Annotated in this window: 14 protein-coding genes; 11 read left to right on the top strand and 3 right to left on the bottom strand. The window is 29.6% G+C overall.

Going from position 1 to position 14,856, the window contains the following annotated elements:
- Positions 1-56 precede the first annotated feature (56 nt).
- Both ACMFBB_RS10685 and ACMFBB_RS10680 read right to left on the bottom strand, forming a co-directional pair.
- The gene (locus tag ACMFBB_RS10685; protein ID WP_435260773.1) at positions 57-803 is read right to left on the bottom strand and encodes a uroporphyrinogen-III synthase; all 747 of its coding nucleotides are present in this window, start codon (positions 801-803) and stop codon (positions 57-59) included.
- An 11-nt stretch (positions 804-814) separates the two neighbouring features.
- Positions 815-1,456 carry a DUF4271 domain-containing protein gene (locus tag ACMFBB_RS10680; protein ID WP_435260772.1) on the bottom strand — a complete coding sequence of 214 codons (642 nt, stop codon included), beginning with the start codon at positions 1,454-1,456 and terminating at the stop codon, positions 815-817.
- A gap of 78 nt (positions 1,457-1,534) precedes the next feature.
- Here ACMFBB_RS10680 and ACMFBB_RS10675 point away from each other — a divergent pair, with 78 nt between their 5' ends.
- From ACMFBB_RS10675 to ACMFBB_RS10665, 3 genes are read left to right on the top strand one after another with little or no spacing between them, the layout of a single operon-like run.
- The gene (locus tag ACMFBB_RS10675; protein WP_435260771.1) at positions 1,535-2,257 is read left to right on the top strand and encodes a polyprenol monophosphomannose synthase; all 723 of its coding nucleotides are present in this window, start codon (positions 1,535-1,537) and stop codon (positions 2,255-2,257) included.
- A 1-nt stretch (position 2,258) separates the two neighbouring features.
- Positions 2,259-3,593 (top strand): dihydroorotase, encoded by a 1,335-nt coding sequence (locus ACMFBB_RS10670; RefSeq protein WP_435260770.1) that lies wholly within the window; start codon positions 2,259-2,261, stop codon positions 3,591-3,593.
- Positions 3,593-4,072: a DUF4296 domain-containing protein gene (locus ACMFBB_RS10665; RefSeq protein ID WP_435260769.1), complete on the top strand. Its 480-nt coding sequence runs from the start codon at positions 3,593-3,595 to the stop codon at positions 4,070-4,072. Before ACMFBB_RS10670 ends, ACMFBB_RS10665 begins: the two co-directional genes overlap by 1 nt.
- Here the strand turns inward: ACMFBB_RS10665 and ACMFBB_RS10660 are convergent.
- Positions 4,063-5,064, bottom strand: a complete 1,002-nt coding sequence (locus tag ACMFBB_RS10660; protein ID WP_435260768.1) for an NAD-dependent epimerase/dehydratase family protein — start codon at positions 5,062-5,064, stop codon at positions 4,063-4,065. The two genes, ACMFBB_RS10665 and ACMFBB_RS10660, sit on opposite strands and share 10 nt — an antisense overlap.
- A 190-nt stretch (positions 5,065-5,254) precedes the next feature.
- Between ACMFBB_RS10660 and tyrS the strand changes: the two genes are divergently transcribed.
- The 8 genes from tyrS to ACMFBB_RS10620 all read left to right on the top strand — a co-directional run bounded on the left by tyrS (position 5,255) and on the right by ACMFBB_RS10620 (position 14,713).
- Positions 5,255-6,559, top strand: coding sequence for a tyrosine--tRNA ligase (gene tyrS / locus ACMFBB_RS10655; protein WP_435260767.1), 1,305 nt, complete (start codon positions 5,255-5,257; stop codon positions 6,557-6,559).
- Between the two features lie 479 nt (positions 6,560-7,038).
- A complete protein-coding gene (locus ACMFBB_RS10650) occupies positions 7,039-7,356 on the top strand; it encodes a hypothetical protein (RefSeq protein ID WP_435260766.1) in 318 nt (105 codons plus the stop codon).
- A gap of 184 nt (positions 7,357-7,540) precedes the next feature.
- Positions 7,541-8,335 (top strand): MbnP family protein, encoded by a 795-nt coding sequence (locus ACMFBB_RS10645; RefSeq protein ID WP_435260765.1) that lies wholly within the window; start codon positions 7,541-7,543, stop codon positions 8,333-8,335.
- A gap of 99 nt (positions 8,336-8,434) precedes the next feature.
- Positions 8,435-9,466, top strand: coding sequence for a cytochrome-c peroxidase (locus ACMFBB_RS10640; RefSeq protein ID WP_435260764.1), 1,032 nt, complete (start codon positions 8,435-8,437; stop codon positions 9,464-9,466).
- Entirely contained in the window at positions 9,429-10,424 is a 996-nt protein-coding gene (locus ACMFBB_RS10635) for a transporter (protein ID WP_435260763.1), read from the top strand. Before ACMFBB_RS10640 ends, ACMFBB_RS10635 begins: the two co-directional genes overlap by 38 nt.
- A gap of 5 nt (positions 10,425-10,429) precedes the next feature.
- The gene (locus ACMFBB_RS10630) at positions 10,430-12,781 is read left to right on the top strand and encodes a TonB-dependent receptor (RefSeq protein ID WP_435260762.1); all 2,352 of its coding nucleotides are present in this window, start codon (positions 10,430-10,432) and stop codon (positions 12,779-12,781) included.
- A gap of 60 nt (positions 12,782-12,841) precedes the next feature.
- Positions 12,842-14,086 carry a PepSY-associated TM helix domain-containing protein gene (locus ACMFBB_RS10625; RefSeq protein ID WP_435260761.1) on the top strand — a complete coding sequence of 415 codons (1,245 nt, stop codon included), beginning with the start codon at positions 12,842-12,844 and terminating at the stop codon, positions 14,084-14,086.
- An 84-nt stretch (positions 14,087-14,170) separates the two neighbouring features.
- Positions 14,171-14,713 carry a DUF2911 domain-containing protein gene (locus tag ACMFBB_RS10620; RefSeq protein ID WP_435260760.1) on the top strand — a complete coding sequence of 181 codons (543 nt, stop codon included), beginning with the start codon at positions 14,171-14,173 and terminating at the stop codon, positions 14,711-14,713.
- Positions 14,714-14,856: the final 143 nt, after the last annotated feature.

Here is a 14,856-nt window from a genome sequence, read left to right as displayed (position 1 = left end):
AGAAAAAACCCCATCAAAATTATTTTTGATGGGGTTTAAATATCTTAGAATAAAAATTATTTTTTATTAACTTCTTTAATATATTTATCTAATGCCATTGTCATTGATGGAGTTTCTGGTGTTGGTGCAGAAATATCTACACGTAAACCTCTTTTTTCAACAGCTTTAATGGTTGAATTTCCAAAAACAGCAATTCGGGTGTCGTTTTGTTTAAAGTTTGGGAAGTTTTTAAATAAGCTATCAATACCAGAAGGGCTGAAGAATACCAATACATCATAAAAAACGTTTTCCAAATCTGTTAAATCACTTACTACCGTTCTGTATAAATCAGCACGCTTCCAATCAACTCCTAGCTTGTCAAGTTCAGTTGGGATAAGTGCTTTTAATTTATCAGAAGAAGGTAATAAAAACTTTTCATCTTTATGCTTCTTAATTAATTTTGTTAGTTCAGGAAAAGTTCTGTTACCAACATAAATTTTGCGTTTTCTGTAAACAACATATTTTTGAAGGTAATAAGCTACAGCTTCCGATTGACAGAAGTATTTCATGTCATCAGGAACTGTAAAACGCATTTCTTCTGCTATTCTGAAAAAATTATCAACAGCATTTCTGCTTGTTAAGATAATAGCGGTATAGTTATTTAAATCTATTTTTTGAGCCCTTACCTCTTTTACAGGGATACCTTCAACATGAATAAACGAACGAAAGTCAATTTTAACTTTTTGTTTTTCTGCCAAATCAAAGTATGGAGAAGTTTCAGTTTTTGGTGCTGGTTGAGATACTAAAATAGTTTTCACTTTCATAAATTGTCTCTTTATGTAGTTGTTGTTTTATAAAGAATTAATAGCGGTGCTATTTCAAGGGTGCAAAAATACAAAATAAAATAAAACAACTTACCTATAACTATGTTTTTATTGTTAGTTATTATTAAAAAGGCTCTGAAAATAAGTAATATAATCAGTGTGGTAATTAAAAAAAAGCGACTATGCAAACTGTATTTATAAAGTATGATTAGAGGTAAACCCCATAAGCTTACAGTAAATAAATACCCGTACTTAACATGTAAAAAGTAATTAATATTGTTTTTTATGGACAATATGCTAGCAATTATATTTTCTATAAAATATTTAATAAGTAAATAACAAAATACATATGTTAATATAATTAGAAAGCTAATAAAGCTATTTGTATTGGTATTTGATGGTTGTGCAACTAGGTAAACAAGTAGAGAAATAGAAATTGAACTATAGCAAAATAAAATAAATTTAAAAGGAGAGAAAAGATACATATGTTCCTCAGCTTTTTTTTGAAAAAAACCAGGGGTGAAAAAAGCTAATGTATACCCTAGTAAATAGTTTGGTTTTATAAGTTTAAGTATGGCAAGTAATACAATAGTAAAAAGAATTACTAACGTAAACCAACTATCAGAGTTATTAATAAGTTCTATTGCTTGCAAAATTGGCGTTTTGAGCTCTTAATTAACACAAAATTAGTGATAAATTAGTGTATATTTGCTTTTATTTAGATGAAAATTATGAGGTCAGACACCATAGTCATTATTCCTACATACAATGAAAAAGAAAATATTGAAGCAATTATAAAAGCCACATTTGATCAAGAAAAGGCTTTTGATGTTTTAGTAGTTGACGACAATTCTCCAGACGGAACCGCCTCGATTGTTGAAGAATTACAAAAAGAATTTGTTGGTAGATTATATATAGAAAACAGAAAAGAAAAGAATGGCCTAGGAACTGCTTATATTCATGGATTTAAATGGGCATTAGATAAAGGGTACGATTATATTATAGAAATGGATGCCGATTTTTCTCATAACCCTAAAGATTTAATAAGGTTGTATAACGCTTGTGCTATTGAAGGAGGAGATGTTTCAGTGGGGTCAAGATATTCTGTAGGAGTTAATGTTGTTAATTGGCCAATGAATAGAGTATTGTTGTCATATTTTGCCTCCAAATATGTTCGTTTTATAACAGGAATACCAGTACATGATACTACCGCAGGTTTTGTTTGTTGGAAGCGAAATGTATTAGAAACAATACAATTAGATAAAGTTAAATTTGTTGGATATGCCTTTCAAATAGAGATGAAATATAAAGCTTGGAAGCATAAATTTAAAATAAAAGAAGTATCAGTTATTTTTACTGATAGAACTCGAGGAGAATCAAAAATGAGTGGAGGTATAGTATACGAAGCGCTTTTTGGAGTTATAAAAATGAGATTAAACGGATTACCAAAATAACATGCAATCATATTTAATAAAAAATGCAAAAATCGTTAACGAAAACAAGGTTTTTACTGGCGATGTTTTAATTGAAGGGAGATATATAAAACAAATAGCTACTAATATTGAAGTAACCAATATAACAATTATTAATGCAGAAGGAAAGTATTTAATTCCTGGTATGATTGATGATCAAGTGCATTTTAGAGAACCAGGATTAACGCATAAAGCTAATATAGCTACAGAAAGTAAAGCAGCAATTGCTGGAGGAATTACGTCATTTATTGAAATGCCCAATACTGTTCCTCAGGCAACAACTCAAGAATTATTAGAAGAAAAGTTTGAAGTAGCAAGAAAAACATCATATGCAAACTATTCTTTCATGTTTGGTGGGACTAATGATAATTTAGAAGAATTATTAAAGACTGATTCTAAAAATGTTGCTGGTATTAAGTTGTTTTTAGGTTCTTCAACAGGAAACATGTTAGTTGATAATGAAGAGGTTTTGGAAAAAATATTTTCGTCAACAAAGCTTTTAATTTCTGTTCATTGTGAAGATGAGGCTACCATAAGAAAGAATACTGAAGAATATAAAGCAAAATACGGAGATGATATTCCCATTAAATACCATCCAATCATTCGTAGTGAAGAAGCATGTTACTTGTCTTCATCAAAAGCAATAGAGTTAGCAAAGAAAACAGGAGCTCGCTTACATATATTTCATTTATCTACTGAAAAAGAAACTCATTTATTTAGAAATGATATTCCTTTAGAAGAAAAACAAATTACAGCTGAGGTGTGTGTGCACCATTTATGGTTTACAGATGCAGATTATGATGCTAAAGGAACTCATATTAAATGGAACCCGGCTGTTAAAACTCAAAAGGATAAAGAGGGGTTATGGAAGGCTTTATTAGATGATAGAATAGATGTTATTGCTACAGATCATGCACCTCATACTCTTGAAGAAAAAGACAATGTATATACCAAAGCACCAAGCGGAAGGCCATTAGTACAACATGCTGTAATTGCTGTTTTAGAAAAAGTTAAAGAAGGAGTGTTGCCTATTGAGAAAGCAGTAGAAAAAATGTGTCATAATCCTGCTAAGTTATTTAGTGTGGAGAAAAGAGGATTTATAAAAGAAGGTTTTTTTGCTGATCTTGTTTTAGTTGATCCTACTCAAAGTTGGGAAGTTTCAAAAGAAAATATTTTATATAAATGTGGATGGTCTCCTTTTGAAGGTCAAAAGTTCTCAAATAAAATAACTCACACGTTCGTTAATGGAAATTTAATGTATAATGAAGGTGAGTTTAATGAAAATATTAAAGGTGAACGTCTAGTTTTTAATAGATAATGAATAAAATTTTATATTTTTTTATATTGATGTTTTTGGTTTCTTGTACTAGTAATACTATTTACAAGAAGCCTAAAGATTTGATTCCTAAAGATTCTATGGTTGATTTATTGACGGATATGTACTTGGCTTCGTCAGCAAAGAATGTTAAGAATAAAAATTTAAAGAAACTATCCAATTATATGGTAGTTGTGTATGAAAAATATAAAATAGATACTATTAGATTTGATACAAGTAATAAATATTACACATCAAGAATAGATGAATATTCTGAAATGCTAGACTTAGTAAAGAATAATATTGATAGCTTGTATGATATTTATATAACTGAACAACGAATTAAGGATTCGTTAGACAGGCCAAATATTCTTAATTTAACAGGGAAAGAAACTGAAAAAGAAATAGATAAAAAACTATTATTAAAAGGAAAGGAATTACCAGAGAAGTTAGATAAATTAGATAGAGGAAATCATAGGTAATCATTACAAATTCCTTTAACAACTTCAGGTATAGTTTGAAAATTGAAAGTTAAAGCACCTTCTATTTTTTGTGATGAATAGTACGATTTATTATGAGATGATTTAGCAGAGTTTCTTGTTAGTAATGGATCTTTACCAGTAAGTTTTGTTACTAACCAATCAATTCTCCAAAATATTTTTGTGGCAAGTTTATTTACTTTTATTGTAGGTCTTTTTTTATTGAACCCATCAGCGATTAAAGATAGAATTTCTTTAAATGATTTGTTTTCAGATACCAGAATATAACGTTCATTTTTAATCTTAGATTCAGTAAGCATAATCATGACGTTAACAACATCTTTAACACCAATAAAACCAGTAACTCCTTCCGTGTAAAATTTAAAGCCATTAAATATTTGAGTGAACAACTTTCCTGAACCTTCTTTCCAAAAACCACTACCTAAAATAACACCTGGGTTTACAATAACTACATCTATTCCCTCTTGACTTGCACGCCAAATTTCCATTTCAGCACCATATTTTGTAATAGCATAACCACTGTTATTACTGCTATCTTGCCATTCATTTTCTTCATTAATAAACTTTTCATTAATACTGTCACCTATCGTAGCAATAGAGCTAACAAAACATACTTTTTTAATAGTATTATCAACACAAAAATTAACAATATTTCTAGTTCCACCAATATTAACTCTGCGCATTTTTTTGTAATCTTTAGGATTAAACGATACTAATGCTGCGCAATGATATACTTGGGTAATATGATTAGTAAAAACAATGTTTAGAGAGGGTATGTCAGTTATATCCGCCTGAATCCAGCGTATTTTTTTTAATAAAGAATCCGTATCATTTGTATAAAAAGAAAATACTTTTTCAACATTTTTGATTCGTTCTTTATTTCTATAAATAGCTAAAACCGCATCATTTTTTAATGTTAAATGATACAGTAAGTGCGATCCTACCAAACCTGTTCCTCCAGTAACTAAAATCATACATTTTAAAATATAAGCTATCAAAGATAAAAAAAGGAAAATTGGTAAATAAGTTCCAATCGATTTTTATATAAAATGATTTTATATCAACTCTGGGTTAACTATCAATTCTAAAATTAAATTGACATATTTAGTATGATGTTAAAAAATTTCGAAACACTATATTTGTAAACCAAAAAATAATATAATAATGACCAAGAACTTAGTTGAAGAATTACAATGGAGAGGTATGATTCATGATATGATGCCTGGAACCGAAGAGCAATTGCAAAAAGAAATGACAACAGCTTATATAGGTTTTGATCCAACGTCAGACTCATTACATATTGGTAGTTTAGTTCCAATTATTTTATTGGTTCATATTGAAAAAGCTGGGCATAAACCTGTTGCTTTGGTTGGAGGTGCTACTGGAATGATTGGTGACCCGTCTGGGAAGTCTGATGAACGTAATTTATTGAATGAAGAAGCACTTGCTAAAAACGTAGAGGGGATAAAAAAAACCTTAGGACGTTTTTTAAATTTTGATAATGGAAGTGAAAACTCACCAATTTTAGTGAATAATTATGATTGGATGAAGAATTTTTCATTTATTGAATTTGCCAGAGACGTAGGAAAGCGTATTACGGTTAATTACATGATGGCAAAAGATTCTGTAAAGAAGCGTATTTCAGGAGAAGGTGGTGGAGGAATGAGCTTTACCGAGTTTACTTACCAATTAATCCAAGGATATGATTTTTATCATTTATACAAAACTTATAACTGTAAATTACAGATGGGAGGTTCTGATCAATGGGGAAATATTACCACTGGTACTGAATTAGTTCGAAGAATGAATGTAGGTGAGGAAGCAAAAGCATATGCAGCGACTTGTCCTTTAATAACTAAAGCTGACGGATCTAAATTTGGAAAATCTGAAGGAGGAAATGTTTGGTTAGATGCTGATAAAACTTCTGTATATAAATTTTACCAATTTTGGTTAAACACGTCTGATGAAGATGCTGAAAAGTACATTAAAATTTTCACTTTTTTAGATAAAGAAACTATTGATTCTTTAATAGAAGAACACAAAGAAGCTCCACATCAAAGAGTTTTACAGAAAAAATTAGCTGAAGAGGTTACTGTTTTTGTGCACTCTAAAGACGAATTAGATAAAGCAATAGCTGCGTCAAATATATTGTTTGGAAAGTCTACAGCTGAAGATTTAAAAAGTTTAGATGAGCAAACCTTCTTAGATGTATTTGATGGTGTACCTCAAGCTTCTGTTAGTAGTTCTGATGTTAATGAAGGATTAGATATGATAGGAGCATTGGCAGGAAAAACAAACTTTTTAAAATCGAATGGAGATGCTCGTAGAGCTTTAAAAGAAAATTCAATTTCTGTAAATAAAGAAAAAGTAAAAGAAGATTTTACAATTACAGAAAATGACTTAATTGCTGAAAAATATGTAATACTTCAGAGAGGTAGAAGAAACTACTTTTTATTAAAAGTAGAGTAATAAGTTTAAGAAACAGCTTTTAAATCAAAAGTTAAAGGGCATCGCTTACAGTTGATGCCTTTTTTTAGGTACTTATTACAACACTTACTTTTGGGTTTTATGCAGTTTGATGAGCAAATAGAGTCACAAACAGTTTTCTCATTTTTCAGAGACACTATTGGGGTAACCTTTTTATTATCAACGTAAAAAACAATCATATTCTCTTAATATAAAGTGCAAATATAGTAATTTATTTAGAACAAATTAAAATAGAAGCTCCAGAGCCTTTTTGTAATTCTATAGAGACAGCCAAATAAAAATTAATTTAGTGGGAGCTTTGATTTTTAACATTTTATAAAATACAGATTATAAATAGTTCAAGAAATATATTAAATATCATATTCTTTTTAAAAAACTAAAATTATCTTTGCATAGAATATAACTGTGGTTTGTTAAAAAAAATAAACATATACATTTTTGTTATCTTATATATGGTTGCAATGTTAAGACCTATTGCGCCATTTGTAGAGTATGCGATTAATTATGATTACATATCAAAAATATTATGTATCAACAAAGACAAACCTGAAATGGGCTGTAAAGGAAAATGTCAGCTTATGAAAAAACTGGAACAACAACAAGAGGACGATTTTAACTCGTTACGAATATCTATGGAAGAATATCCCATAGGGTTTGTTAGCATTTTAAATGTTAAAAGTGTACGTGAGGATTTCTACAAAAAACAACAACAATTTTCTTATAAAAAAGGATATTACTACTTATTTAATAAAGAGATTTTTCATCCACCTACCGTATAGTTTATTCATACCTTTTTAACTAACTGGCTTACTAAATTTAATAGTAGGCTTCAGAGGTTATTTATATAATTTAAATTTATTTAATAATACTATTACAGTAATAATTCTCATCTATAATTAAAACTGATTATAGAAGAGAATAACACTATAATTGTTAAATGCATACTGTAAAAAAATATAAAAGATGAAAAAAATAATTACTTTCATAGCGATAGCTATGGCTTTTGTTTCGTGTAGCGATGAGGAAATAGGAAATGAAAAATTAGAAGGAAAAAATGAAGTAGCAATTGAATTTGATAATGGATTTTCTAATGATAAATTGTTATTAGGAGCTTCAACATATACCAATGGAAATGGAGAAATACTATCCATTAATTCTTTTGATTATATAGTAAGTAATTTTGTACTTATTACTGAAGAAGGTAAAGAAGTAATCTACCCGAAAGATAAAAGTTACTTTATAATAAGTGAAGGGGGTAATAATAAAGCTAAAAAAGTTCAAATTTCACTTAAAGATGTGCCTGCTGGGAGATATACTAAAATTAAGTTTGGAATAGGTGTAGATCAAGAACGTTTTAAGCAAGGGCAGGCTGTACAACAAGGCTTTTGGACTTTAGCAGAAGGTTATAATTTAACTTGGAGTTGGCAAGCTGGTTATAAATTTGTTGTTTTAGAAGGAGATTATAAAGAAAACACCCAAGCCAAAACAGCTCCTTTTATGTTACATATAGCAAGTAGAGGAACTTCAGTAGATTTATATAAGGAGGTAATTTTACCTATGGATATCGCTGTTGTAAGCAAAGAGACATCTCCTCAATTGCATATTAAAGTTGATGCTAACAAAATGTTAGACGGAAAAACTAAGATTAAGTTATCTGAAGGATCAACAATCATGGGAGGGGATAAAGCTTCGAATATATCTGAAAATTATACAGATATGTTTATGGTACATCATGTTCATAATGCAACTCACCATTAACATTACACAATTCAAAAGAATGGTATTTAATACCGTTCTTTTGAATTTTTATACTAATTGATGTTGATTAAGTTTAATCGATTGCAAAAAGAATATGTAATGAAAAAAATATTGATAGCATTATTGGTATGTACTTTTTTTAGTTGTAAAAAAGACGAAGTATATACTAATATAGAGCTTGTATTTGAAAAACCTAGTAATTTTCCTGAACCAAAGTATGATTTGAATTTAAATCCTATAACTGAGAAAGGGTTTGAGTTAGGAAAGAAATTGTACCATGATGGAAAATTGTCAAGTGATGGAGTGGTTTCTTGCGCTTTTTGTCATCAACAAAAATTTGCTTTTACTCACCACGGTCATCAATTTAGTCATGGTGTTGAAGATAGAAAGGGTAAAAGAAATACGCAACCTATTCAAAATGTAGCTTTTCAAAAACAATTTTCATGGGATGGAGCAGCTTTTCATTTAGACCTCTTTCCGATAATACCAATTACAAATCCTGATGAAATGGGTGAAACAGTAACTAATGTTATTGGAAAATTACAAAAGGATAAAGTATATAAACAGTTATTTAGTGAAGCCTTTGAAGATGGAAAAATAAATGCAGACAATACATTTAAAGCATTATCACAATTTATGTTGATGATGGTATCATCTAATTCTAAATATGATAAATATGTTAGAAAAGAAAAGGGGGGAGATTTTTCAAACGAAGAAAAAACAGGTTTAGAGCTTTTTAAGACAAAATGTGCTTCGTGTCATACTACTGATTTATTTACTGATGATGCTTTTAGAAATAACGGATTGCCTATTAATCCAGATTTGAATGATTTAGGTAGAATGACGGTTACTTTGTTAGAAGAGGATAAATATAAGTTTAAAGTACCTAGTCTTAGGAATATTGAACTCACCGCTCCGTATATGCATGATGGAAGGTTTGGATCATTAGCTTCTGTTCTTAATTTTTATTCTAATGGAGTTCAAGAAACTCAAAATTTAGATCCCATTCTTAAAAGTACAAAGGGTATAGTTGGAATTAAGTTAAAAAAAGAAGAGAAGACAGCTATAATTGCTTTTTTAAAAACATTAACAGATGAAGAATTTATTACAGATAAGAGGTTTACAGAATAAAATAATAATAGCACTTTTAATGTGTCTTTTATCAATCAAAGTAGGAGCAAATGATCCTTTCCCAAAATGTTACGCTTTGTTTTTAGAGGATTGTGATGCCTGTGGGTGTAGCAATAATGGAGGAAGTTTGGGACTGGGAGGAGTTATTGATACTAATTTCATTGGTGTAAGGTACCTACATCAAAAGTATCAATCAAAAGATGGTATTTTTAATAATTCACCAAAAATAAATGAATTTTTTAATACGGTACAAGTATGGTCTAGAATTCCAGTAATTAAAGGGTATTTAGAGGCTCAAATTTTTGTTCCTTTTCATTTTCATTCAAGAGAATATATTAACAAAACTACAAAAATTAAGGGATTAGGAGATCTTTCTCTTTTAGTTAATTATACTGTTTTAAATAAAATGAATGGGATTTATAATGAAAAAAAAGACGCGACTTCAACATCTAATCACTTATTGAAAGTAGGAGGTGGAATAAAGCTTCCAACTGGTAATTATGATGAAACTGTAAATAATTCAATTAACCCTAGTTTTCAGTTAGGTACCGGAAGTGTTGATGTAATTACTAATGTACAATATGTGTATAAATATAATAATTGGGGAGTAACAAATTATCTTAATTATTATTTAAAAACAGCCAATAAAAAAGACTATCAGTTTGGTAATCAGTTTAACTTTAATAGCACCTTCTTTTATATGTTAAAAGATGCAAGAAAAAATAATTTTGTTCCATCAGTTGGTGTATCAGGAGAATTCTATGGCAGCAATAAAGTTTTTAATTTACCAATTAAAAATACAAAAGGGTATGCTTTATTTACAAGTTTTGGAGCTGAGTATAACATGAAAAAACTAACAATAGGAGCATTAGCAATGTATCCAATAAAACAAAAGTTAGCGCAAGGAACTATTAAGGTTAAATATAGATCAAGCATCTATTTAAATTACAATTTTTAAAAAAAATGAACAAAGCATATATGATGGTGTTTATAACAATACTATTTGTCGTTATAAACACTTCAGCTCAAACTATTTTTAAAGGAAAAGTAGTTACAAAGCAAAAAGAATCAATTGTACAAGCTACAATTATATCACAAGAGAATAGAAAAAAAGGAACAATAACCGATTTTGAGGGAAGTTTTTTTATAAAGATTGAAAATGGAAATGTAGAAGTGTCAGCAGTTGGCTATAAAACAAAACAAGTAACCTTAAATGTAGGAAATAATACTATTGTTTTAGAAGAAGATGTTGAAAATTTAGATGAAGTAATAATTTCGGCAAGTAGAGAAACACAAAATAGACAGGACATTCCAGCTTCTATAGGGTTACTAACAGCAAACCAAATAAAGGAAACAAAAGCATTTGGAATAGAGCAATTGGTTAATCAAATTCCAGGTGTTTTTATGAGTACTTCGAAAGCTTCGAGTAATGAACAACATTTTATGGCGGCTCGATCTCCAATATCAACAAAATCATTGTTTTTATATATAGAAGACGGCTTGCCAATACGCCCAGTAGCTGTGTTTAATCATAATGCTTTGCTAGAAATGAATAATACAACCTTTAATAGAGTTGAGGTATTAAAAGGACCAGCATCTAGTATTTATGGAAGCGAAGCTATTGGAGGAAGTTTTAATTTTATTACTAAAAACCCTAGAAAAGAGTTTGGAGGGTCTATAGGTTTTCAAATTAATGATTTAGGGTTAACAAGATATGAACTTGAAGCGTCAACAACGGTTAAAGAAAAACATGGTTTTTATCTTGGCGGTCATCATGTGCGAAGAGATAATGGTATTGTTGGGCATTCTGATTATGAAAAAACAGCTGTTTCATTTAAAAACACAAATGAGTTTTCAGAGAGTTTACAATGGACAAATAGTTTTACTTATATAAATTATCGTTCGGATATGTCAGGGTCAATTTCTGAGAAAAATTATGCAGATGGAAATTATAAAAGTAACCAAACATTTACCGAGCGTAAAGCAAAAGCTTTTAGGTTTCGTTCTACATTAGATAAATTTTGGAATGATAAGAATAAAACTTCTTTTAATTTTATATACAGAAATAATGAAATGAACCAGCTGCCATCTTATAGAATTAAACAAAACAGAGTGAGTGGGGTTTTAGATGGAACAGGAATAGGAGAAATTAATACTAATAAATTTAAAAGTTTTGTTGGTTTAATTCAACATAAAATAGATTTTGATTTTGCAAACTCGAGTTTAATAATTGGAGCTACAACTGATTTTTCACCACAAACATATCAAGCAGAGAATATTGATGTAACTGTTGATGTAGCAACTGCTCAGAATATTGATTACTCTATTAAAAGCGGAGATTATATTTTAAAATACCAAGCTGATATTTTTAATTATGCAGGTTATGCACAGTTTGAAACATCACCACTGCAAAATGTTAAACTAACTGGTGCAATTCGTTACGATGGTTTTAAGTATAAGTATGATAACAAAGATGAAGGGAATTCAGGAGTACAAGATACAAATGTAACGTATACTAATTTTTCCCCGAAGTTAGGTGTTAATTTAAACTTAGGTAAAAATGTTGGAGTATATTCTAATTATTCTAAAGGGTTTACACCTCCTCAAGTTGGAACTTTGTTTAGAAACGGAAAAAATAAAACGGGAAATGCATTCTCTTTAAAACCTGCTAAATTTCATAATTATGAAATTGGAGGATATTTTATGATTCCTTTAAAATTAAAAGTAGATGTAGCTATTTATCAATTAGATGGTATTGATAGATTGATTTCGATTAGAAATGATACTGGAGATTTTATTCAAAGAAATGCAGGCAAAACACGTTCAAAAGGAATTGAGTTAGGAGTTAAATATAATTTGGATCATGATTTATGGGTGAATTATAGTGGTAGTTATGCAACTCATAAATACCGTTCTTTTTTTGATAATAATGTAGATTATTCTAATACTGATATGCAAACTGCGCCTAAATATATAGCAACAGCTTCATTAAATTATAAGCCGATTGATAATTTACTAATAACACTAGAACATGAGCAAATAGGAAAGTATAATACAAGTTTTGAAGGACAAGCTGACATTGGTAAAGACGAGTCGGGTAATTCAATTTTTGGAACAAGCACATATAAAGGTCATCATATTTTTAATTTTAGAGCAAACTATATCTACAAACAATTTGAAATTTGGAGTCAAGCTTTAAATGTTTTTGACACGTTATATGCTGTAAGGGTTTCCTATAGTAAATGGGGTAAACAAAATACTTATAGTATTGGGAATCCACGAGCATTTCATTTCGGAGTAAAGTATAATTTTTAATAAACAAACAAACGGAGCTAACTATGTTTATCTCCGTTTGTTTGTTAAGAATCGAATAAAATGAAAAATAGAAAATTGAATCAATGGTTATGGAAGTGGCATTTTATTGCAGGTTTAATATCATTACCTTTTGTACTCGTTCTTTCGGTGACAGGTGTTATCTATTTATTTAATCCTAAGGTAGAAAAGGAAGTAAAAAATAATATTCAAAATATAGCAGAAAAAGATGAGGTAAAGGTACCGTTTCAGCAGCAATGGGAACTGGCTATACAGCATATGAAAACGAAACCAAGTACAATGGTTTTACCAATAAATGGCAAGGAAAGTACTGAGTTTTATTCAGGTAGATTTAGTCATAAAAAATCATTATTTGTAAATCCATATACAAATGAAGTGTTAGGGAAGTTTTCATCGAAAGACACATGGATGTATAGCATTAGGAAACTACATGGTGAATTATTAGGGGGTAAAGTAGGAACAAAAATTATTGAACTAATAGCTAGTTGGATGATTGTACTTATTATTACAGGTCTATATATTTGGTGGCCTTTTAAAAGAGGTATTAAAGGTGTTTTTATAATTAGATACAAAGAAGGTAAACGAATTCTGTTGAGAGATTTGCATGCAGTGTTAGGTTTTTGGGTTTCTGGATTCTTATTGCTAACCTTAGCAGGTGGTTTACCTTGGACAGATGTGTTTGGGGGTAATTTTAAATGGGTACAAAAAGTAACCAATACAGGATATCCTAAAACATGGAATGGAAGAGGTTTATCGTCAACAATTACCAATAAACCATTGACATTAGATAAAATGGTTTTTATAGCTAGACAACAAAATTTAGAGGGTATAGTAAGTTTAGGGTTACCAAAATCAACAAAAAGTACATTTAGCGTTTCTAATAAAACAAATAACTTAGAGTCTCAAAAAATGTTACATTTTGACCAGTATTCTGGTAAATTGATAAAAGCCCATGACTGGAGTGATATAGGTGTTCTGATGAGAGGAAGAATGTGGGTTATGGCATTTCATCAAGGGCAGTTTGGTGCGTGGAATTGGTGGTTGATGTTTGGAGTAGCTGTTGCACTCACATTAATGAGTATTGGAGCTATTTTATCATATATATTAAGAAAGCAAAAAGGAAGTTTGGGTATACCTACAGTAAAAAAAGATTTTAAAATTGGAACAGTAGTCATAATATGCTTAGTGATGTTAGCTGTTTTATTACCTCTTTTTGGACTAAGTTTATTTCTGTTGCTTGTATATGAGTTAATGAAACAAAGAAAATTTTTAGTAGTTAAAAAGTGATTTTTTTTAGAAATTTACAAAAAATTAGTGTAAGGATATTTAGATTTGTAGACGAATACGAAATAATCAAATATATATAGAATAATGAAAAAATCAATTTTATCAGTTATTGTATTTACAATAGCTTTAGTGTTTTCAAACGAAATAAATGCACAAGAATTTCCAGGATTAGATAAAAGTCCTATGGATGCAGCATCATACCCTTCTAGTTATAGAGTTTCGAATAAGAAGGTAAAAGTAATATATAGCCGCCCTCAGTTGAAAGGTAGAAGTTTAGATAAATTAGCACCTGCAGGAAAAGTATGGAGAACTGGAGCCAATGAAGCAGCAGAGATTACTTTTTATAAAGATGTTAATTTTGGCGGTAAAGAAGTAAAGGCAGGTACCTATACTTTATTTACAATTCCTGGAGCAGCTAAATGGACTGTAATTTTAAGTACAGCAAAAAATGTTTGGGGATCATATTTTTATAAAGAAAGTGAAGATGTAGTTCGTGTAACTGGAAATGTTTCAACATCGAAAGAGAAAATTGAAGTTTTTTCAATCGCTTTTGGAGGAGAAGGAGATGTTTTTACTATGAATTTAGGGTGGGGAAAAACGATAGTTACAGTTCCTGTTAAAGGATAGATTTCATTAAAAATAAACTTGAAAAAAGGCTTTAAATTTTTATTTAAAGCCTTTTTTTATATGTTTCTATTTTTAGATGATGGTTTGAACGTAAACTATTAGTTAGGATTGTGAAATTTTTCTTATTTGAGAATGGGATGTCT

The sequence above is a fragment of the Tenacibaculum sp. nBUS_03 genome (genome assembly GCF_051201695.1).
Lineage (GTDB): Bacteria > Bacteroidota > Bacteroidia > Flavobacteriales > Flavobacteriaceae > Polaribacter.
Note: the sequence above shows the minus strand (reverse complement) of the source record. Positions and strands in the feature narration are given on the sequence as shown.

Coding starts and splice junctions, on each gene's coding strand:
- ACMFBB_RS10665 (WP_435260769.1), top strand. CDS start 3,593: ATGAATAAAATTTTATATTTTTTTATATTGATGTTTTTGGTTTCTTGT.
- ACMFBB_RS10620 (WP_435260760.1), top strand. CDS start 14,171: ATGAAAAAATCAATTTTATCAGTTATTGTATTTACAATAGCTTTAGTG.
- ACMFBB_RS10625 (WP_435260761.1), top strand. CDS start 12,842: ATGAAAAATAGAAAATTGAATCAATGGTTATGGAAGTGGCATTTTATT.
- ACMFBB_RS10670 (WP_435260770.1), top strand. CDS start 2,259: ATGCAATCATATTTAATAAAAAATGCAAAAATCGTTAACGAAAACAAG.
- ACMFBB_RS10630 (WP_435260762.1), top strand. CDS start 10,430: ATGAACAAAGCATATATGATGGTGTTTATAACAATACTATTTGTCGTT.
- ACMFBB_RS10660 (WP_435260768.1), bottom strand. CDS start 5,064: ATGATTTTAGTTACTGGAGGAACAGGTTTGGTAGGATCGCACTTACTG.
- ACMFBB_RS10675 (WP_435260771.1), top strand. CDS start 1,535: ATGAGGTCAGACACCATAGTCATTATTCCTACATACAATGAAAAAGAA.
- tyrS (WP_435260767.1), top strand. CDS start 5,255: ATGACCAAGAACTTAGTTGAAGAATTACAATGGAGAGGTATGATTCAT.
- ACMFBB_RS10635 (WP_435260763.1), top strand. CDS start 9,429: ATGAAGAATTTATTACAGATAAGAGGTTTACAGAATAAAATAATAATA.
- ACMFBB_RS10650 (WP_435260766.1), top strand. CDS start 7,039: ATGTTAAGACCTATTGCGCCATTTGTAGAGTATGCGATTAATTATGAT.
- ACMFBB_RS10645 (WP_435260765.1), top strand. CDS start 7,541: ATGAAAAAAATAATTACTTTCATAGCGATAGCTATGGCTTTTGTTTCG.
- ACMFBB_RS10640 (WP_435260764.1), top strand. CDS start 8,435: ATGAAAAAAATATTGATAGCATTATTGGTATGTACTTTTTTTAGTTGT.
- ACMFBB_RS10685 (WP_435260773.1), bottom strand. CDS start 803: ATGAAAGTGAAAACTATTTTAGTATCTCAACCAGCACCAAAAACTGAA.